We start from the raw sequence: 21630 nt of genomic DNA on the forward strand, positions 1-21630 counted from the left end.
CATAATAGCTACTAGAGGAAGCGTAAATCTGAGCATGTAGTGATAAGGAATGAGCGAATTTTGCTCCGTTTTTCTTATCTCTGTAGCAGTATATATATCACGTATATAACTGGCAGTAAGCCCTCATTGATTGAAGTTTCACTTTATGGCATCTTGACTTTAAAAACAAGTTGGAATTATTCTATTATTAATTCAATTTGTTGTTTAGTAAAAATCGAGTAGGAGGGAACAGCTAATGAATCAAAAGAAAACGAATTTGCTCCGTGAGCGTTTATTGCATGGATACAATCAGGAATTAGATTATGGAGGGGTATCTGGTGAGCGAATTGCTGATCGTTTAAACGAAATAGCTACTATTGGTCGAACTGAAGATGGTGGGGCCAATCGTCCAGGGTATTCAAAAGAGGAAGTGGCTGCTCAAAATAAAGTTGCCATGTGGATGAAGAACGCAGGACTAGAGGTGAAAGAAGATGGTGCTGGGAATTTAATTGGAAGACTAGAGGGTAAAGAAGCTACACGTCCCGCTATTATGAGTGGTTCCCATGTGGACAGTGTACCAAATGGTGGCCATTTCGATGGAGTGCTTGGTGTGATTGCCGCATTAGAGGTAGTAGAGGCATGGAATACTATAGGATATCAACCAACGAAACCCTTTGAAGTAGTGGTGTTTGCTGATGAGGAGGGGGCGCGGTTTAATGGTGGGCTGAATGGAAGTGAAGCAATGATTGGAAACTTTAATATGGAAGAGAAAAAACAGTTAGTGGATAAGGAAGGATATAGCTTTGAAGAAGTTCTAAAACAGGTTCAATTAAGTGTGGAAGGCTATCAGAATGCGAAACGGGATATGAACGAGATTGAATTATTTGTAGAGGTACATATTGAGCAGGGGAAACAGTTGGAAAAAGAAGGGCTGCCATGTGGTGTTGTGACAGGAATTGCTGGGCCTTGCTGGTTGGAGCTCACATTTTTAGGAGAAGCAGGTCATGCAGGAAATACACCGATGAAAGATCGAAAGGATGCTCTTGTAGCCGCAAGTGAATTTATCTATCAAGTGAATAAGCTACCCAAAGAAATGAATGATACTGCTGTTGCTACCATTGGGAAACAACTCGTAGAACCAAATGGTGTAAATGTTATTCCGGGCAAAGTAACTTTATATGTTGATATTCGAGATATTTATCAGAATACTAGAGATGTATTAGTGGATAATGTTTTAAATCTAGCAGAAGCGATTGCCGATAAGCATCATCTTATGTTTAACTATGTAGAAAAAACGAGGGTGAAGCCAGTACCGATTATGAGTGATAAGCAGGAATTATTAGCAGAAACCATCGAGGAAATGGATATGAAACCTTATAAGTTACCAAGTGGAGCTGGACATGATGCCATGATTATTGGCGAAAAAGTTCCAGTAGCCATGCTATTTGTCCAAAGCAAGAATGGAATTAGCCATAATCCTTTAGAATGGTCTGATTTAAGTGATTGCGTGCAAACCATACATGTGTTGAAAAATTTTGTAGAAAAGATACAGTAAGCATATTTAGTGGATAACCGACAAGGGGGGAGGTAACCTTTTAATTCTGTTTCTGTATCTTCTCTGTCAAAGCGTTCCATATGATAATAATAGGTAGCTTCAGGAATACCCACAACAAGAAGAATACCTTTTAATCGGAATCCTTCTTCTTTGAGTTCGAATGCCACCTTTGCCTGTGCTTTTCGTAGAAGGCATTCGGATTCTCCCGAAAAGCTTTTAGCTTTTTTAAGTAGGCATTCTCTAGCCTTAGTAGTTCATTCTCACGTTCTAACTCTTCTTCACGTGTTCTCTTTTTTGCTTCCTGCTTCTTCTGATTAATGGGTTTTTTAGGCATAGAAGGACGCCCCTTTTGTTTTAATTCCAGGCCTTCCTTACCTTGTTTGCGAAATTTTTTCATCCAGAGTTTAACAATGGACGAAGTGCTCAACTTAAATGGAACAGCAGTTTCTCTATAAGAAGCACCTGTCTCTAACATAAATTGTATCGTATCTAATTTAAATTGAACAGCATACTCCTTCTTTTTATTTCTTCGTTTTAGTCCCGCCATACCGTGACGCTCATAGTTTTTCACCCGTTCATATATTGGTGTAAAGCTACTCATATGATATTTTTTGGCTAAGGAACGATATGAAAGATTTCCATCTATATACTCGGTGACAACCTTCCCTTTAAATTCTTCACTATATTTAGCCACAAAAACACCCCCTGAAATTAGTTTTTTACTCTAACTTCAGGGGGTCGGTACCTTATCGTTCGTTTTTTATTGTATCTTCATTCTTTTGTCTCAGCCTCTCATAATAAACCATCTTGTTCGAATAGAAAATTGTATGGGATATCGATAAAAATAAATTGTTGTTCTGAGATAGGATGGGAGTATGTCCTAATTCGCTCGTCTCTCTCTATATCTGTATATAAATCAGAAAGTATTCCTTTTTTCTCCATATTCATACGTACAATATTTTCAAAGAAGTACGGGCGCCAGCTCCAGTTTTTTTGTCGTCCTTCGTTACGCAATTCCCATTCACCATCCAGATTCTTTTCCGCGTTGGAGGATAATTGAAAGCCTGCTTCATTACAAATATATACTCGAAATGTAAATGCATCACAATCCTTAGCAACGGTCAGGATTGTTTCGTCATAAGGGGCATCTGGATTTATTTTTTTCAAAGTTGTTCCTAATTGTTGATTAATTCTATTTGTCAAATCTAACTGCGCTTTCATTTTCTTATGCTCAAATGTTATAAAATGGTGGAAATCTTTCTTAACTTTATCCTTACAGTTGTCTGCTGATATAAATTCAGGGTGTATCTTTTCCAAATAGCTTCCTTGATAATAACGACCACCATTTCGCCATGCATAATTTAATTGTTGGAACGTTGTAATGCCTTTAAAGAGTAAGGTTGCGCCAATTTTACGAGAAAGCATAGATAATAAATGGTGTACATCTTGATACAATTGAGGTAGGTCATCATCTTGTAGAAATGCTACATCTACTTTTATTATATTGGGTTTAATGATAGCTAATTTATCTAGGTTACCATTACGTTGACCAACGTCATCAATTGCGATTTGTAAACCATATGTTTGTATATATGCAAATAAATGCTTTAGTTCATAGATATGATCTGTGACAAATGACTCAGAAAATTGTAGTATTAAATTTTTTAGCATCAGTCCCTTTTCAGCATAAGTATTTAATAATGCCATCATGCTATCGCCATCATCCTTGAGCAATAAATTAGCATCATAATGAATAAATAAAAATTGGGACTGATCCGAACATATATACTTATCTAATACCTTATGAAGCACCGCATTACTTAGCTCTAATCGGAATTCGCTCGGTATCGATTCATCTTTTACAAACCAACAGAGGTTATGTAATTCTTTGTCTTCTCCTTGAAAATAAGGTATAACTTCATAGCCAATAATTAATTGATTTTCTGCACTTATAATCGGATCGAAGTATGGAACGATCTGATCAAGCTTCATCATGATATCTAATGGGTCCATACGTATCAACTCCATAATTGTCCTTTATACCCCATAGTATAGCATGTATGAATACGATTTTCTCCTAACATAGCCTATAATAATAACCAAGTTTTGCTAAATGAAGAAAGTAGAGCTTCTGTATTTTCTGTAAAAATAGAATAACTATCTTAGATTTGTTAGTACGATAACTTTTCATTTTCATGCATTACAATATTCTTATAGATATCTAAAAGAGGTTGGAACGAAAGAATATTTAGATATGTAAAACCCAAACTTTATCTGAAATAGTTTAGATGAAGTTCGGGTTATTGTTATGGTTATAGGTAGTTCATTCATTGCTAAGTCAAAATGCTTCGCTTTTCGCGGGGACGTATTAGCTTCCTCAGAAAGTAAAGAACGCTTTCCTGTGGGATGTTCAGGCTCACGCTTTTCCCGTAGGATAAGGAAGGCTTCGGTAGCGATACATTGCACGCAGAAAAAGCGTTTTTCTTTTTCAAGGAGTCTACGAAATTTGACTGCGCTTCGTATGAACATTTATTTTATCGTTCAGCTTTGAGTTAACTATTTTAGTTTCGCTTATATATTCTAAATAACTTAAGATAATCTGTGAACTGACCAAATCGTTCCAGTTGCATCTGTACCGCCTAGATCGACATTAATAGTTAATCCATCTGCGACATATTGAATAGCAATGACATCCCCAGCATCTAATTCTACATCTCCTTCTAATGTTACTTGGCCGCTTCCTAGTATGGCCCTTAATGTTAGCAATAGAACAATGTCTACGTTTAGAACGGGAAATAACCCTGTAATTAAGTCTGTAGTAACTGGTGATATTCGTTGGACTACTAAAGCTGGATTTATTCCTGCTCCTAATGAAACAGTAATAGCTGCTGTAGTTGAGTAACTGATAACAGCTTTTATAGAATATCGTCCTGTTGCAGGAATGGTATATGTTCCAGCTACTTCGTCAAATCCTGCTGCATCATAAAAAGGACTCACTACAGACCAATTGTCCAGTTGGGTATCGGCAGCTACAGTTGTAGGGACCCTGTTAGCGGAAAAGCCGATATCTGTTACAATATCTCCCGTTGCGCCAGTAACGCCAGTAGCGCCGGTAGGTCCGGTAGCGCCAGTAACGCCAGTAGCACCGGTAGGTCCGGTAGGTCCGGTAGCGCCCGTAACGCCAGTAGCACCAGTAGGTCCGGTAGCGCCAGTAACGCCAGTAGCGCCGGTAGGTCCGGTAGCGCCCGTAACGCCAGTAGCGCCCGTAACGCCAGTAGCCCCAGTAGCGCCAGTAGCGCCGGTAGGTCCGGTAGCGCCAGTAGCACCGGTAGTTCCAGTAGCCCCCGTAACGCCAGTAGCGCCAGTAACGCCAGTAACGCCAGTAGCCCCAGTAGCACCGGTAGCGCCAGTAGCACCGGTAGTTCCAGTAGCCCCCGTAACGCCAGTAGCGCCAGTAGGTCCGGTAGCGCCAGCAACGCCAGTAGGTCCGGTAGCCCCAGTAGCGCCAGTAGGTCCAGTCGGCCCAGTAGCTCCAGTAGGACCATTTTCACAACATGAAGGTAAATTAATTTCATTTATGATGTTTAAGTTACCACATCGACAGTGGTTATAGTGTTTATTACAATTAGTACAGTAGCTATGATTTATATCTTCATCGTAGCTATCAATATACTCCACATGTAATTCTTTGTTTTTGCAATATGAACAGTTATTTTTATTAGCAGGACAATTACATCTTTTATGGTAAAATTGTGGAAATTTACTGCTCGACATCTTGTTCCCTCCTCTAACAAAAGCTGGACTTCTATATTCTATTAAAAGAAAAAAATGACGGTGTAATTCAAAACCCTACTATCCGGTAAAATAATGTAAAAGTTTACATCTTATACAGGTAGGAAATACGTATGTGAGAGAGGAATTTTAGTGGAATTCAAGAAAATTAGTATATTTGTCAGGAGCTTATTATGGCAGTATAATTTCTGAATATTAAGCTTAACACTAATTTATAACAGAGATTATTAGAAAAGGGTCTTTTATAGAATGTAATATTCATTTCCAAAAAAGAAGCTTACACAGATGACCGTGTAAGCTTCTTACTAATTGTTTACATATCTACGTCCAATTTGTTTGCTTTATTTTCCTTTGCTTTTTTAAGAACAAAAAAGTAAGCATCACTGTAAATTGCACCTATTATAAATGATAGACGAAGCTCTAAACGGAAACCAATTTCCGCATTTAAGATATAAACAAAAACCATATAACTCATAAAAAATGGTTGGAATCATCGATTAAATATACATAGTTGCAATTCAAAGTGCGATTTCGGCTGTTGCTTAGTTTGCCCAAGAGAAGTATCTCCAAAGAAGATTAAAGTCAATTTTCGTTAAGGAATAAGAAGTGATAAACAACGGAACGGCTATGGCTAATCGGTTAAACACTTTTTTGTTTAAGGTAGTCAGCAATAACAGAACGAGCGGCACGAAACGCTGTATCTCCTGAGGTTATTGGCAGTACAATGGCTCCAAGAACTGCTATTGTACTAGAATATGCGCTCCTCTATTTCGAATAGATATCACCCTGTTAAATAGTCGTGTGCTGCGCCCGCAAATATGGTTATTATTATTTATTTATTTCTCAAACTAAATTCGATATGATAATATCGTTAATTATTGGATAATTTCATTATAAAGAAGTCCTTCATCAAGTTTCACTAGCTTTAACCTATTGGTTTTTTTAATATAAATTGATTTATATTTTATTTCACCATTCTTTTTAAAAAGGATAACGCGTTTATAAAGATTATCTTTTGTTATATCCCAATCCATTTCTTTCATGTCGACCACATCGCTAATAATGGGATATTCAACTAAATCTTGTAATGGATGATCTGATTGGTGAGAGAGAGGTGCTTGTTCGGTCTTCTTACTCACTAATGATTGATAGCTTCCATTACATGAAGTAAGTAATAGTAAACTAATTACCAGAACACTAATTTTCATTTTTTATCCAACTCCTTTATTAACAAAATAAGGAATTAATCTGAGATTTTGCTAAGTGTTAAATGAGAATTTGCTTAGAATATTCGCGTTCTCGAAAATATCTCTGTATTTTTTCACTAGATTCACTGCAATTAAAGGCAATACAAAGAAGTTGGGAGTGAACTAAAGAAGTTCATAACAGATCCATGTACAAATAGACACGGAACTATTGTTAGGAGTTATCAAACCACTTGTCCTTTTTGCTTTGCTTAAAATTTTTCTGTATTCGTTAGTTGTTTTTATTAATCGTTTATTTAGATATGCTATTAGGGAGCTGCGTTTTTGGACAACTACTTATTTTGCTAGTAACTAAGTAAATAAGAATGGATAATATCATTAAACAAAAGGTAATATTTTGTGATATACCAATAATGTTATTCCAACTACTCATACCATTTATATATAATTGAAAAAGCAAGCCTGCAAGTAAGATTAATAATACAAATGGTGTTTTTCTTAGGAAGAACCCAATAACACCACCAATAATCCCTCCTAGCGCAGAAGCTCCATACCACTCTACATATGTAGTAATAGGCGTTGAGATTGCATTATCATCATAAAAATAGCCAATTACAAAATAAAATGTAATTGCAACAATTGTATAAATGACTGCAAATAAAGCTGCTTCCTTCAAGCTTTTTGAAAATGTATAGCCTACAAACATTGCTAATATAAACCACATTGGCAAGGAGTTAATCATAATGGATAAATAGGAAACAACAAATTTAGTAAATGATATGTCACCAAGCAAAAATAAGTTATCAGATATAACAGAGGCAGTTCCTACAATCAAGCCTACAATGATAGTGAAAATAGTGAAATGTTTCCAGCCTCTTTTTTGAACTTGTTTGTCTACCAACAATAACTCCCCCTTTTATCATTTTATGCTTCCTTTATTCTATTATAGAAGGATTATGTGAATTATTACAATTGTTCCTATAAATTTCCTTGATCAGTACACTTTATCCCACTTCGGTATAGGAATCATCGTCTATCTATGGGTTTTAATGGCTGACTTATATTTTTTCATAACTCTAAACTTGTCTTGCACATTAGCATGTATGGTATGTTAGTATTTTAGTGAAAAGGGAGGATGGGTAATGAATATAGAACAATGGCAGAAATGGGTAAAGGATTATTATAATCATCGAGGATGGTCTAATTTAAATGTATTTATTCGAATCGGTTTTCTAGCGGAGGAAACTGGGGAAGTAGCGAGAGCGATAAGGTCACTAGAAATCGGTCGTGATCGTCCCGATGAAGCAAATAATACTTTCGAGGAAAATAAGCAAGAATTAATAGAAGAACTTGGGGATGTACTGGGCAATGTTACAGTGATTGCAAACAAATATAATATTTCGTTAGAAGAAGTATTTCAAGTACATAAGGAGAAATTGTCTAATCGCTATCTAGACGATGAAGAATAGTATATTTGTCATTACATAAAAAGTAGCTGCAGCGTTGTGGCTACTTTTTGTATTTATTCATCATACAACAAGACATGATGCAGGACGCATTTCAGTATTATTGTACATGGATTTTTTATAAGAAAGGGTAGCAGCGATAAATTTGAAAAATTTAATATGAAAGGCTAAATGAAGGGAACAGGCTATTTTCACTTGTTGGTATCACATACTGTAAAGCATCATATATTCACTCATAGTCAACTATTGATTGTCCATCTCCTCTTTTTTGAATAATTCTATTTTTAGAGAATAGAATCTATTGTAGAATCATGTGCTTTTTCAAGCATCGAAAGAGGAGGTTTACATCGTGGGAAAAGAAAGTGAACGGAAACATGAGAATAAAAAGCAAGAGCAGTTGAATGAATTTGTAAGGGATAACTATGGAAAGATTATGACTACAGAAGAAAGTGTTAAAGTTTCCAATGATGAGGATACGTTAAAAGCAGGGATTAGGGGACCGCAGCTTTTAGAAGATTTTATGATGCGTGAAAAGATGACTCACTTTGATCGCGAGCGTATACCAGAGCGTGTTGTTCATGCTCGCGGTTATGCAGCCCATGGTTATTTTCAGGTATATGAGTCTCAAGAAAAGCTAACAACGGCAAAGTTCTTGCAGGACCCATCTGTAAAGACACCTGTTTTTCTTCGTTTTTCTCAAGTAGCGGGTTCAAGAGGTGTGAATGAAACCAATCGTGATGTACGAGGGTTTGCTACAAAGTTCTACACAGAAGAGGGGAATTTTGATTTAGTAGGAAATAATATTCCTGTCTTTTTTATTCAAGATGGTATTAAGTTTCCAGATCTCATACATGCTGTAAAACCAGAGCCTCATAATGAAATACCACAAGGACAAACGGCACACGATACATTTTGGGATTTCATTGCAAATAATCAAGAATCAGCACATATGATGATGTGGATTATGTCTGATCGTACGATACCTAGAAGCTTTCGAATGATGGAAGGGTTTGGTGTACATACCTTTCGCTTCGTAAATAAAGAGGGAACATCACGGTTTGTAAAGTTTCATTGGAAACCGAAGCTAGGGGTTCATTCTTTAATTTGGGATGAAGCACAAAAGCTTGGAGGGGCTGATGCTGATTATCATAGACGAGATTTATGGGAGAACATTGAAGCAGGCAATTACCCAGAATGGGAACTAGGGATTCAAGTACTTGAAGAAGAGGATGAATTTAATTTTGATTTCGATATTTTAGATTCAACGAAAATTTGGCCAGAAGAAGATGTTCCTGTTCAAATCATTGGAAAGATGACGCTAAATAAAAATGTTGATAATGTATTTGCAGAAACGGAGCAACTAGCACTTCATCCAGGTAATATTGTTCGAGGTATTGATTTTACGAATGATCCATTGCTGCAAGGGCGTTTGTTTTCTTATACAGATACGCAGTTTTACAGAGTAGGAACCAATTTTAAAGAACTGCCAATAAATCGACCCATTTGTCCTGTTCATAATAACCAGAGAGATGGTGCTGCTAGAATTACTATCGATAAAGGGCAGGTTGCTTATCATAATAATTCCCTTGCGAATAATACACCTTATACTGTACCAGGTAGTAAAGGCGGTTATGTAACCTATCCTTCCGCAGTCGAAGGCATAAAAATTAGGGCAACAGCAAGGAGCTTTATGGATCATTTCTCACAGGCTCGTCTGTTCTGGAATAGTATGACAAAGGTTGAACGAGAGCACATCATTGATGCATTTAGTTTTGAATTAGGGAAAGTCAATAGTATATCTGTAAGACAACAGGTAGTAAATATGTTAGGACGTATCAGTAGTAAATTGGCAGCTAGTGTGGCTCGAAATGTTGGTGCAGAGATTCCAGATGTTGAAGCGTCGACGGTAACCAAGAAATCACCAGCTGTGAGCATGGCAAATACAATATTTCGTCCTGATACGTTGCGTGTAGGTGTAATTATTGGCCAAGGATTTAACGAGAGCGTAACGAGGGCAATATTGAATCAATGGAAAGCAGTAGGACTTCAGCCAGTAATGATTGCTAAAGATTTAGGAACGGTCACAGGGGAGAACGGGGAAAAGTGGAAGGTGGATAATAGCTTTTTGACGGGTTCTCCTCTTTTATATGATGGATTGTATGTTGTAGGTGGAGATCATATGGGAAATGATTTTATTTGGAAAACAAAATCCTATGTTGTAGAATCTTATAATCACTATAAACCCATTGGTGCTTCTGAGGAAGCTTCTACCATTATTGAATCTTTAGGCATAGATGGTCAGCCTGGTGTGCTAATAGAGCAGACATCAGAATTGTTTGCAGATGAATTTATTAAAGCAATGACGAAACAGCGCTTTTGGGCAAGAGGTTAGATAAAAGTCCTATTGAAAAGGATACTATAAAGTTGTGCGTGACTAAGCACCATTAATATTTGTATGATCATATGAACAAAGCTCTCCTTCAATAGAGGAAGGGTTGGACTATAATACGCCTACGGAAGAAGGACGTTCGTACACGAAAAACAAATAGTTGTAGCGTAAAAAAGAGCTTGTAGATAACCAAGAGGTTCCTCCTATAAGCTCTTTTAGTTATAAAAAAATGAATACTAGTCATCCTTTCTATACGGAACTAATGAAGCGTTCTTCCTATAGGATAAAAACGACATCTTTTAATAATTTACACCAAGTAAATTATTTGTCAATTAAACAACTTAAATGATATACTTCATCTGTAAAACAAATTCTTTTCTAAGAAGGGATGAGGAACATGGGTCGATTAGATAATAAGGTAGCGTTAATTACCGGAGCTGCCAATGGCATGGGGGCAATGGAAGCAAAGCTATTTGCTGAAGAAGGAGCAAAAATTATTGCAACTGATATTCAAACAGATCTATTAAATAAAGTAATAGATGATATAAAGGATAATGGTGGAGATGCAATAGCCTTTCAACATAATGTTTCGTCAGAGGAAGAGTGGAAGCAGGTCATTGCTGAAGCGCTGAAAGCATATGGAAAAATTGATATTTTGGTAAATAACGCTGGTGTATCTAGCCCAGAGACCATTGCAACAATGGAAATGAATGAATGGAATAAAGTAATGGATATTAATTTGAATGGCTGTGTTATAGGGATGAAGTATGTCATTCCAGAAATGCAAAAACAAGGTGGAGGATCTGTCATTAATATTTCTTCTATCGGGGGAATTGTTGGAATGGCTGGGACAAGCCCATATACTGCAGCGAAAGGTGCACTTCGATCCTTATCTAAGTCAGCAGCAGTAGATTATGCAAAAGATCATATTCGCGTTAACTCATTGCATCCAGGAATTATTGAAACACCGATGACAGCACCTTCTATGAAAGATGCGATGCAATACTATCAAACATTTACACAGCTTCCTTATTTAGGCAAGCCAGAAGATGTGGCATATGGCGCGTTATTCCTTGCATCTGATGAATCTCGCTTTATGACGGGAGCTGAGTTAGTTATCGATGGTGGTTGGACCGCTTTATAGAAGTGTAGTCAATGCTTTCTAACATAAATAAAAATAACCCAGTTAGCACATTGCTGGGTTATTTTTATTTATAAGGACCTTTAACAGATAAGTGAAGTAAGATTTGTGCCATTTTTTCTTTCGAATAAGGATAGTTGTTATTTATCCACCAAACGATGACTTCAAAATAGGCAGCTGTTGTATATACAATAATAACTTCTCTTGGTGCTGCTATTGTTTCATCGTTAGGAGAGACCATCGAAAGCCCTGCTTCAATAAAATGATAGAGTTCTTTTTTGAAGCCTGTAGCGAAGGGAGATCCTGTATTTTTAGCAAGTAGTGATTCATAAAAAGCTTGATTATCGAGGATATGCTCAAACAGGCGGATAAAGATCGTATAATTATCTAGATTCATATCTTTTAGCTCTGTCTGCGATTCGTTAACCTCTAACTTCTCATGAAAGTCCTCAAGTATTAAATTAGAAACATAGTGAACAAATTGATCAAGATCATCGAATCGGAGATAGAATGTTTGTCTTGTTACTCCAGCTTTTTCACAAAGATCTTTAATGGTTATTTCATGTAACTGTTTTTCTTTCATTAAAAGAATAAGGGATTTTTTTAAAAACGCGATGGTTCTTCTTATTCTGGGATCGCCAGTTTTTTTCTTCTTCAAATTCACCCAACCTCAAATCCTAAACTGCAAAAATTCCTATAATTAGTATACTTGTTCAAGCAACATAGATCAAAGAAACAACTTGTTTAATAAACTGAATTATACAAAAATTAAAAAGGATATACATTTACCTAAAAATAATTCCGATAAAACACATATAGAGGTTGTGAAGTATCTTATCTGAAAAGGGGTTTGGGTAGATGGAAAAAATAATGAATTTTAAGCATATAAAAAATAAGCTATATGTAAGCTTTTCAATTGTTATTATTTCAAGCTGTCTCTTAGGTATATATAACTTTATTTTCGTAGGCAAAACAAATCATCAAGTGGAAGAGATGATTGAGCAAGATCTACCGTATGTTAGCGTTGCTGAAGAAATAAACGCAAATTTGGCACAGCAAACGGGGCTAGCTAGAGGATATTTACTATATAATGCAGCTGATTATAAACAGCGATATGAAGCAATGAAGGAAGAAAACAAAACGTTAGAAGAACAGCTTGCCAAAAATGGTAACAATGAAGAGATTAAAGAACTAATACATATGAAAAACCAATGGGAAGAATCGGTAGAGTCAGTATTTTCTATTTATGACGCTGGAAATAGAGAACAAGCAATGACGAAGATGACAAGCGAGGTAGAACCATTAGAAAGTGAATTTCGGTCAAGGCTAGAAGAGTCTCTTACAGTAACGAAGGAAGAAATTACGGATGACGGGCAATCGATTATAGACGATGGGAAATCTACTCATATCGTTATAATTGTAGTTACCGTGTTAGTAGCCATCATAAGTATAGCTATAGAACTATTTATTGTTCGTATTATTTCGAGGCCAATCTTTAACCTAACAAAACGAATGAAATTAATCGCAAAAGGTGAGCTTCATCATGAGCCTTTACAAACATCATTAAAAGACGAATTAGGGCAGTTAATAAATGCTACCAATGAAATGAATCAAAATACGAATCAACTTCTGGGAAGAATTGGTTCCGTTTCTGAGACGGTAGGTAATCATAGCGAGTCATTGTCACAAACAGCGAATGACGTAAAAGCTGGATCAGAGCAAGTAGCAACTACGATGCAAGAGTTGTCAGCTGGATCGGAAACACAAGCAAACAACGCGAGTGACCTTGCCTTGAACATGGATAACTTTACAACAAAGGTCCGGGAAACAAATGATAAAGGAGCACTTATACAACAAGCATCAAATGAGATTTTAACAATGACTGAAGAAGGAGATTCAATGATGAAATCTTCTTCTGCCCAAATGGTCAAAATCGATGAAATTGTTAAAGATGCTGTTCATAAAGTGAAGGATCTAGACGTACAATCACAGGAAATATCTAGTCTAGTAAATGTAATAAGAGACATTGCGGATCAGACAAATTTATTAGCATTAAATGCTGCCATCGAAGCTGCACGAGCTGGAGAACATGGTAAAGGATTTGCTGTAGTGGCAGATGAGGTAAGGAAGCTTGCTGAGCAGGTAGGGGAATCTGTAACAGATATTACCAAAATCGTTTCCAATATCCAACAGAATTCAACGCTAGTAACAGAATCTTTACAAGGAAGTTATACAGAGGTAGAAGAAGGGACATCACAGATTAAATCAACTCAAGAAACATTCAATGGAATTTCTATGTTTGTTACGGAGATGGTTCATACAATAAATAGCATGGCTGACAATTTAGCAGAAATGACTTCAAATAGTAATAAAATGAATGAATCTATTCAAGAGATTGCTTCTATTACGGAAGAGTCGTCTGCAGGTATTGAACAGACATCTGCAGCAGCTCAGCAGTCTAGTAGTTCAATGGAGGAAGTAGTGGATAGTTCACAGCAATTAGCAAAGCTTGCTGAAGACTTAAATGAACTTGTAAAAAAATTTAAACTACGATAATAGAATATATTTAATCGTCTAAAGCTCTCGAGTTATTTCTTATCACGAGAGCTTTTTAGGCATTTGCATCCGTTTTATTTTTAAGTACTTTTAGGAGTATCCATTGAATAATTCCTCCAATACCTAAGCCAATTGGTAAAAATAAGATTGGCAACCACATAGGACCGATTAAGTTCCCAAATAATGTAAGATTAGATGAAAATATTAAACCTACTGTTACAAAATATGCCGAGAACACAAGAGGAAGATATGCAAACGGCCTTTTTCCACCACCAGCATCTCGATAGGCATCCCAAATACTAAAAAAATATAGACAAGGATAGAACATCAGCCATAGATAATTCGTTGCCTCGATTGCTTCTTCGATTCTAAAGTGAAAGCTTAAAATAATAATCTGGTTAAAGTTCCCCATGATATTAATGATAAATTCTAGTCCGACTAACAATAAACCTTTTACGTACTTTTGGTTTAATAACTGGCCAAAACCTGGTAATGCAATACTCCACAGCAGCACTTCTAATTTTCTACTCTTCTTTGATAATTTCTGCTCCATACAAAGCCCTATTTCGCTAATTCTTTACGATTAGCTGCCATTGGTGGTTGCTCTAACCAACCATTTTCAATCAGGATTTTCGTTCCATCATCTGCATATTTGGCAACTTCAGCGATTAAACGGGTATATTGTACGCTCAGGTCATGACGTGGACTAGTAGAAAGTGCAACTCCATATTGTCCTATACTAGATGCGATGAGGGTGGAAACAAAGGTCATCATTAATCGATCAGAAAATGGTGGCTTTGTTGAATCCATTACTTCGGAAGTCAATAGAAGTGCTCCATCAGATAAAAATTCTTCATGTAGAATAGATGTAAATACTTCTAAATGCTTCCCTGAAATATCCCTACCTCTTTCAAAGAACTTTCTAACTTCTTTTGATTGTGCTACTTGGCTAAAACCAGTAATTACTGCATGTCCTAATGCGTTTCGCTTAGCATGAAAGACTAAATTAGTTATTTCCATACCAAGTAATGGCCTGCGGTCACCGAACCATCCGGAAATAAAGTTTTTCTTTTGGATAAATTCTATATTCGATTGTATCGGAATACGTGGAGTACGAATGTATATACCTTTTTCCTTTTCTAATTCTTTTGTTCGTTTATGGAGATCTTTAGCTAATTCAAGATTCGTCGAATAATAGTCAATAACATCATCGCGATCTGCAACGGATAGAGCCATACTATAAGAGCTCAGCATTAGAATGGTCATGTTATGTGTATATTCTAAATAAAGGTGATCAGAGAAGAGACGTGGTGCGTGAATATCAACATCCTCATCCATGAACCCATGTGGGATTGGTATACCCTCTAAATGAAATATTTCTTCAATATGAGCAATATGCTTTTCTACTAAAGTATGTGCCTCTTCGAGTATCTGTTGAATATCTGTATCCTCTACATGATTTAGAAAATATTGAAGTCCACACCTTGTTACGGTATCGCTTTGGTATGTAGTCCAAAGTGAAGATATATCAGCAGCAGAGAGAGCAATAGATTGATGATTTCCCAAAAGTAAAACTCCTTCCTATTATATGTGTCATTCTATACAGGTCTGAATAACTATCTTTTGTAGTTTCTGTGGAAAATGAATTATTATACAGTATTTAGGAAAAAAACAATGGGTATAAATTTGTAGGAAGTAGGGCAAAAAAAGAGGAGAAATACTCTATATTGAAGGTGATGCTGTGGCTGCTCGCTCCATATTTAAAAGAAAAAGTAAAAAAGGGATAACCGCTAATGATGAGAATTTTTCCCGGTATTTAGATGCGAATATTGACGATAACTTGGAAAGTATTAAAGAGTTGCTTGATTCTCCAAATGATTTAGTTATGAGGAGATTCCATTTAGGAGAACATAGGTGCGCGATTGTTTACATAGATGGTCTTAGTGATAAGGCTACGATAGAAGAAAATGTTCTAAAAAATTTAGAGATTATCGAAAGAAATAAAGAGCTGACAAACACAGATAAGCCAAATTTACTTGCGATTATTCATGAAGAGCTAATCAGTTTAACAAGTATTCAAAATGTGAATACCATGGATGAACTAATGCTTTCACTACTATCAGGTAGTTCTGTGTTTGTCCTCGATGGCGTTGATCGTGTTTTATTATTGGATACAAAGATGTGGGAAAATCGCTCGATAGAAGAACCAGTTTCGGAATCATTAATACGAGGTCCCAGAGAGGGATTTGTTGAGAATTTACGGACAAACATGGTGCTTCTTCGTCGGCAAATCCGTGATCCGAATTTACATTTTAAGACACATGAAATTGGGAGAAGATCGAAAAAGAAGCTCGTAGTGGCATATATCTCAGGGATAATTCATCCAGATATCTTAAAGGAAGTGAATCGCCGATTAGAGGCGATTGATACAGATGATGCGCTGGAATCTGGCTATATTGAACAATGGATTGAGGATAGTTTTTTATCGCCTTTTCCACAGGTAGATAATACAGAAAGACCAGATAAAGCAGCTGCTGGTTTAACACAGGGGAAATTTGTCATCATTTTAGATGGTACGCCATTTGTATTAATTGCACCTACAACGATAGGCAATACGTTTCAATCTCCAGAAGATTATTATGAGCGCTGGCTGATTGGGACATTATTGAGGTGTCTGCGTTACTTAGCTGCTTTTATTACGATGTTTCTTCCGGCATTATATATTGCATTAGTATCCTTCCATCAAGGAATGATACCATCACAGCTTGCCTTTTCCATAGCAGCTACTAGACAAGGTGTACCGTTTCCAGCTTTTATTGAAGCTGTGTTAATGGGAGTTACTATGGAACTATTACGAGAAGCAGGGGCAAGGTTACCGAAGACAATTGGACAAACAATCGGAATTGTAGGTGGTTTGGTAATTGGCGAGGCAGCTGTTTCCGCAGGGGTTGTCAGCCCAATAATGGTAATTGTAGTAGCATTAACGGCAGTAGCATCCTTTACACTTCCGTTGTATAGTGTAGCGATATCCTTTCGGTTAATCCGGTTTGCGTTTATGTTAGCAGCAGCCTTTTTAGGATTATACGGTATTGTGCTTGTGTATATTATGATTAATATTCATATTGTAAATCTGAAGAGCTTCGGTGTACCGTATTCAGCACCATTTGCGCCAACCTTCTTTAGAGATTGGGATGATTTAATCCTACGTGTGCCGATACCTATGCTAACGAAGCGTCCTGAATACTTACAGCCAACCGATTCGAAGGCTGGAGATAAGGAGGGGAAAAAGGTTTGAAGTGGTTCGAATATGGCGATGAAACGATTAGTGATAAAGAATTATTGATAGCCGTTCCTTCTACCGTTATTGGTGTTGGTATCCTTTCTTTACCTAGAGAAATTGCAAAAAATACAGTTTCAGCGGATGGTTGGCTAACTATTCTCATAGTTGGGATTCTATTTATTGTTTTTACTTGGCTAATTACTAAGCTTGCTTCAACGTATCCACATCAATCCTTTTTTAGCTATGCCTCATCACTTGTAACACGACCAATTGCTACCGTGCTTACCATTCTACTTGCGCTGCAGGGGTTTGTATTAACGGCATTTATGATAAGGGTTATTTCTGATATTGCGAAGGAATACTTATTTGATCAGACTCCAGTAGAAGTTATTGCATTATCGTTTTTACTGGTTGTTGTTTATGCAATAGCTGGATCTAGAGCAGGGCTCTTCCGGTTAAACATGATGTTTTTCCCGATTATTATCTTTATAACTATGCTTGTTGGTGGGTTCGCAGTCGCTTGGTTTAGTGTTGACAATTATCTGCCTGTTTTTAAAACGGATTTAACTGGGCATTTAAAGGCAATGCAAACAAGTTCATTTTCTTTTACTGGTTCGGCCATTTTACTTTTTTATACCTCCATTGTTCGTAAGCCTAAAAAGGCTCCGAAGATGGCAGCAATTGGTATGGCTATTGTACCTGCTTTATACATCCTTATCTATCTGTTATGTTTAGGTGTATTTGGCAATTTAGCAACCGCAAATTTAAACTATCCCATTATTGAATTAGCTAAAGAAATCGAGGTTCCGGGTGGATTTTTCGAGCGCTTTGACTCTATCTTTTTTGTGATCTGGATTATGTCAATCTTTAATACAACTGCTATGTCCTTTGATGTAACGGTATTTGCCTTAGAATCTGTTTCGAAATTAAAAAAGATTCAACTAGTATATATTCTTACTCCATTAATATATCTTGTTGGGATGTTCCCTCAAGATTTAATAACGGTAGTTCAGCTTGGTAAATTTGTTAGTTCTTACAGTCTTTTAGTCACCTTATTTGTTACCGTTCTGTTAGTTATCATGTCGCTTATTAAAAGAAGAAGATCAAATGCCTAAAAGAAAGCTGGTATTCCTTCTCTATTATTGTTTGCTGACATTAGCATTAGCGGGCTGCTGGGATCGGGTAGAAATCGAAAATCGAGGCTTCGCAGTTGGATCCGCTATCGATTTAGTAGAAAAGAAAGCAGATGGTTCCTATGAGTTAATGTTGACAAGCCAATTCGTTGTTCCTTCAGGCTTAGGTGCTCCGATGCAAGGAAGAGGTGGGGGACAGAAGGCGTATCTAAATATATCTGCTACTGGAGAAAGTCTTTTTCAAGTCAATCGTGAAATGGCTACATTAACTAGTCAAGTACCTTTTTATCAGCATTTAAAGGTTCTAATTGTATCTGAGGATGTAGTGAAGGAACCCAATCTGTTTGGCAGTATTATGGACTTATTTATCCGCGATCATGAAATGCGGAGAGGTATCCGTATCGTAATTGCTGAAGGGGAAGCAAGACAGATACTAGACATAGTGCCTGACAACGAGAAAATACCTGCACTGTATTTGGATTCCTTGATGGAAAATAATTATAAGAATGCTGGATCATTAAAACCCGTTCATATTGGAGAAGTACAAGAGCTGCTATTAAGCGAACGGAGCTATAGTATCCCTGAGGTACATTTTGCCGATAAATTTATCCAATATAAAGGAGCAGCAGTTTTTTATGGTGTGACAAACGAGATGGTTGATTCCTTAATGGGTGAGGAAGCTAAAGGTCTAGCGTTTTTAACAGAAACGAGTACAGATGGGTCCATTAAAGTAAACGTAAATGGCGAAATGGTTACAGTGGAATTAAAGAGTGTAGATCGAGGTATCCATGTGACCCCAAAAGATAAAACTGACATTGATGCAAAAATTGATATTCATGTAAATGGAAATGTAGCGGAACGGTTTGGTAAGGCAAGCGTACGTATGGATTCGTATATAAAGAAAGTGGAAAAGGCTGTAGAAGATAAAATAAAAAAAATGACTACTCAAACAAAAGATAAATTACAAAAAGAGCTAAAAGTTGATGTGATCGGTGTTGGTGACAAATTATATCAGAAACACTATTCATTTTGGAATACAGTGAAGGATGATTGGGATAAAGGAGAAAATTATTATTCTCAAAGCAAGATTAATATCAATGTGACAGCAAAGGTACAAATGGTTGGTTCATCAGATAAAGTGAAGACGACGGGAGACGATTAGCAAATGTGGCATAATCTTGTAAACAATTTACCGAGCTTCAAAACGTATATATACATGGCTTTCGCATTTCTAGTCCCGTTCGCAATTGCAAAAATGAATATGAAATTTCATAAATTAGGCGATCCGCCATGGAAGAAAAAAGACGATGCAAGCAATTATGAAAAAGAATAGATTAGATTTGGTAACTTGAACATTCAGTGATACACTAATGGCATCATGGAGAAAAGAGGTATAGCAGTGAATGTTCAAGAATACATAAAAATGGATGCTACCGCTTTAGCTGAATTAATTAGGAAAAAGGAAGTAACTCCCAAAGAATTACTAGAGGTAAGCTTTCAACAACTTGATCGTGTAAATCCTGACTTAAATGCGGTTGTTCAACATAGAAGAGAGAAGGCGCTTTCTGAAGTACAAAAAGAAATATCCTTCCAACGGCCATTTGCTGGAGTTCCAGTACTATTAAAGAATATATCACAGCGATTAGCTGGAGAAAAAATCACCTCAGGCTCCAGATTATTACAAACGTCTATTGCTAATGAGGATGCGCATTTTGTTACAGCTTTTCGAGATGCAGGTTTCCAGTTCATGGGCCATACGAATACACCCGAATTTGGGTTGAAAAATATAACAGAACCAGAGGTTGATGGGCCAACAAAGAATCCATGGGATCAAAACTACTCTCCTGGTGGATCAAGTGGTGGATCGGCAGCGGCTATCGCTTCAGGTATTGTCCCGCTTGCTGGTGCAAGCGATGGTGGTGGATCCATTCGCATCCCTGCATCATTTACGGGATTATTTGGTTTAAAACCAACGAGGGGACGAACTCCGGTAGGTCCTGGGGTTGGTCGGCAATGGCATGGTGCAGCGATAGATTTTGTACTAACTCGTTCGGTTAGAGATAGTGCGAGTATGCTGGATATATTACAAACGATCCAACCAGAAGCTGCATTTCAAGCGCAACTATTTTCAGAAGAATATAAGCTATTTATACAGCAACATTTACCGAAACAGTTGCGGATTGCTTTTACGACGAAATCGCCAGTTGGTACCCCTGTTTCACACGATGCAAAGATTGCCGTTATGGATACTGTAAATTGGTTGGAGGAACAAGGGTTTCATGTAGAGGAAGCAGAGCCCAAGGTTGATGGGAAGCAATTAATGCAAAACTATTATCTAATGAACAGTGGCGAAATAGCAACTATGATAAACAGTGTCGAGCAATCAATTGGTCGCCCGATTGATACGGATGATGTAGAGGTGGAGACATGGTTACTGAATTTTGCTGGTCAATCCGTTTCAGCAGCTGCCTTTTCTGCTAGCCTTGCATCATGGGATACTGCCGCTGAACAGATGGCTACCTTTCATCAAAGGTACGATTTTTTTATTACACCTGCATCTGCGTATACGGCACCGAAGGTAGGAGAACTCACTTGGAGCAGTGCTGAGAAGGATCGGCTAATTGAACAGATGCAATTAGCTAGAATCGAAGAGCAGCAGGACATTATTTATGATATGTTTTTACCTAGTTTAACCTATACTCCATTTACACAACTGGCTAATTTAACTGGACAGCCGGCAATGTCGATACCTGTTTATGTATCAGATAATGGTTTACCACTTGGCGTTCAAGTGATGGCTGGAAAAGGAGAGGAGCACCGCTTGTTGCAACTTGCCTATCATATGGAAAAATCCGATTTATGGATCGGACAGAAGGGAAATCCTTATTTTAAACGGTAGCTAGAGTAATGATGTGAATAGAAAAAGGGGAGAAATAGCCTCGGTGTATAGATAGGTATGTCTCAGAAGTCATCCTGTCTTAAAAGATAACCAAACTACACCGGTATTTCTTCCTTTTTTCATAAGTTAAGAAAGTATAAAATCAGTGCAATGACTGTGTTAAGCCAAGTAGTTATTTTGAAATGTTTGATGTATATTGGCAATGCTCCGACTAATTACTTCGCTTTCCGTGGGC

Annotated in this window: 18 protein-coding genes and 1 pseudogene; 10 read left to right on the forward strand and 9 right to left on the reverse strand. The window is 37.1% G+C overall.

The window, feature by feature from the left end; genetic code table 11:
- Window positions 1-235: 235 nt before the first annotated feature.
- Window positions 236-1534: a Zn-dependent hydrolase gene (locus tag Q1A47_RS13970; RefSeq protein WP_121604592.1), complete on the forward strand. Its 1299-nt coding sequence runs from the start codon at window positions 236-238 to the stop codon at window positions 1532-1534.
- A 130-nt stretch (window positions 1535-1664) separates the two neighbouring features.
- On the opposite strand, the gene Q1A47_RS13975 is transcribed toward Q1A47_RS13970, so the two are convergent.
- The 6 genes and pseudogenes from Q1A47_RS13975 to Q1A47_RS14000 all read right to left on the reverse strand — a co-directional run bounded on the left by Q1A47_RS13975 (window position 1665) and on the right by Q1A47_RS14000 (window position 7432).
- Window positions 1665-2228, reverse strand: a complete 564-nt coding sequence (locus Q1A47_RS13975) for a helix-turn-helix domain-containing protein (protein WP_299632380.1) — start codon at window positions 2226-2228, stop codon at window positions 1665-1667.
- Window positions 2229-2326: 98 nt separating this feature from the next.
- Complete coding sequence (locus tag Q1A47_RS13980; protein WP_026679587.1) at window positions 2327-3547, reverse strand: EAL domain-containing protein; 1221 nt, start codon at window positions 3545-3547, stop codon at window positions 2327-2329.
- Window positions 3548-4123: 576 nt separating this feature from the next.
- Window positions 4124-5308 carry a collagen-like protein gene (locus Q1A47_RS13985; protein WP_299632381.1) on the reverse strand — a complete coding sequence of 395 codons (1185 nt, stop codon included), beginning with the start codon at window positions 5306-5308 and terminating at the stop codon, window positions 4124-4126.
- A 331-nt stretch (window positions 5309-5639) separates the two neighbouring features.
- Window positions 5640-6073, reverse strand: a pseudogene (locus tag Q1A47_RS13990) (carbon starvation CstA 5TM domain-containing protein); the annotation flags it as partial.
- Window positions 6074-6201: 128 nt separating this feature from the next.
- Window positions 6202-6534 (reverse strand): hypothetical protein, encoded by a 333-nt coding sequence (locus tag Q1A47_RS13995; RefSeq protein WP_166530834.1) that lies wholly within the window; start codon window positions 6532-6534, stop codon window positions 6202-6204.
- 289 nt (window positions 6535-6823) lie between these two features.
- Complete coding sequence (locus Q1A47_RS14000; RefSeq protein ID WP_166530835.1) at window positions 6824-7432, reverse strand: hypothetical protein; 609 nt, start codon at window positions 7430-7432, stop codon at window positions 6824-6826.
- 241 nt (window positions 7433-7673) lie between these two features.
- Here Q1A47_RS14000 and Q1A47_RS14005 point away from each other — a divergent pair, with 241 nt between their 5' ends.
- From Q1A47_RS14005 to Q1A47_RS14015, 3 genes are all read left to right on the forward strand, one after another.
- Window positions 7674-8000 carry a MazG nucleotide pyrophosphohydrolase domain-containing protein gene (locus Q1A47_RS14005; RefSeq protein WP_121604597.1) on the forward strand — a complete coding sequence of 109 codons (327 nt, stop codon included), beginning with the start codon at window positions 7674-7676 and terminating at the stop codon, window positions 7998-8000.
- A gap of 346 nt (window positions 8001-8346) precedes the next feature.
- Entirely contained in the window at window positions 8347-10389 is a 2043-nt protein-coding gene (locus Q1A47_RS14010) for a catalase (protein ID WP_240455833.1), read from the forward strand.
- A gap of 394 nt (window positions 10390-10783) precedes the next feature.
- Window positions 10784-11530, forward strand: a complete 747-nt coding sequence (locus Q1A47_RS14015) for an SDR family NAD(P)-dependent oxidoreductase (protein ID WP_166530836.1) — start codon at window positions 10784-10786, stop codon at window positions 11528-11530.
- Between the two features lie 64 nt (window positions 11531-11594).
- Here the strand turns inward: Q1A47_RS14015 and Q1A47_RS14020 are convergent, their stop codons facing one another.
- Window positions 11595-12185, reverse strand: coding sequence for a TetR/AcrR family transcriptional regulator (locus Q1A47_RS14020; RefSeq protein WP_121604598.1), 591 nt, complete (start codon window positions 12183-12185; stop codon window positions 11595-11597).
- A 200-nt stretch (window positions 12186-12385) separates the two neighbouring features.
- On the opposite strand from Q1A47_RS14020, the gene Q1A47_RS14025 reads away from it, so the two are divergent.
- On the forward strand, window positions 12386-14083 hold the full coding sequence (locus tag Q1A47_RS14025) for a methyl-accepting chemotaxis protein (RefSeq protein WP_166530837.1): 1698 nt from the start codon (window positions 12386-12388) through the stop codon (window positions 14081-14083).
- A 55-nt stretch (window positions 14084-14138) separates the two neighbouring features.
- Here Q1A47_RS14025 and Q1A47_RS14030 read toward each other — a convergent pair whose 3' ends face one another.
- Both Q1A47_RS14030 and Q1A47_RS14035 read right to left on the reverse strand, forming a co-directional pair.
- Complete coding sequence (locus Q1A47_RS14030) at window positions 14139-14636, reverse strand: hypothetical protein (protein WP_121604600.1); 498 nt, start codon at window positions 14634-14636, stop codon at window positions 14139-14141.
- Window positions 14637-14644: 8 nt separating this feature from the next.
- Window positions 14645-15649, reverse strand: coding sequence for a DUF3231 family protein (locus Q1A47_RS14035; RefSeq protein WP_166530838.1), 1005 nt, complete (start codon window positions 15647-15649; stop codon window positions 14645-14647).
- A gap of 175 nt (window positions 15650-15824) precedes the next feature.
- On the opposite strand from Q1A47_RS14035, the gene Q1A47_RS14040 reads away from it, so the two are divergent.
- The 5 genes from Q1A47_RS14040 (at window position 15825) to Q1A47_RS14060 (ending at window position 21395) form a co-directional block, all read left to right on the forward strand.
- Window positions 15825-17378 carry a spore germination protein gene (locus tag Q1A47_RS14040; RefSeq protein WP_166530839.1) on the forward strand — a complete coding sequence of 518 codons (1554 nt, stop codon included), beginning with the start codon at window positions 15825-15827 and terminating at the stop codon, window positions 17376-17378.
- The gene (locus Q1A47_RS14045) at window positions 17375-18478 is read left to right on the forward strand and encodes an endospore germination permease (protein ID WP_166530840.1); all 1104 of its coding nucleotides are present in this window, start codon (window positions 17375-17377) and stop codon (window positions 18476-18478) included. The genes Q1A47_RS14040 and Q1A47_RS14045 overlap by 4 nt, the downstream gene beginning before the upstream one ends.
- Entirely contained in the window at window positions 18471-19658 is a 1188-nt protein-coding gene (locus tag Q1A47_RS14050; RefSeq protein ID WP_026681858.1) for a Ger(x)C family spore germination protein, read from the forward strand. The genes Q1A47_RS14045 and Q1A47_RS14050 overlap by 8 nt, the downstream gene beginning before the upstream one ends.
- 3 nt (window positions 19659-19661) lie before the next feature.
- Entirely contained in the window at window positions 19662-19829 is a 168-nt protein-coding gene (locus Q1A47_RS14055) for a hypothetical protein (RefSeq protein ID WP_162986287.1), read from the forward strand.
- A gap of 66 nt (window positions 19830-19895) precedes the next feature.
- Window positions 19896-21395, forward strand: a complete 1500-nt coding sequence (locus Q1A47_RS14060) for an amidase (RefSeq protein ID WP_026681859.1) — start codon at window positions 19896-19898, stop codon at window positions 21393-21395.
- The last annotated feature ends 235 nt before the right edge of the window (window positions 21396-21630 follow it).

Source organism: uncultured Virgibacillus sp. (assembly GCF_947495635.1).
GTDB classification, from domain to species: Bacteria; Bacillota; Bacilli; order Bacillales; family Amphibacillaceae; genus Virgibacillus; species Virgibacillus salarius.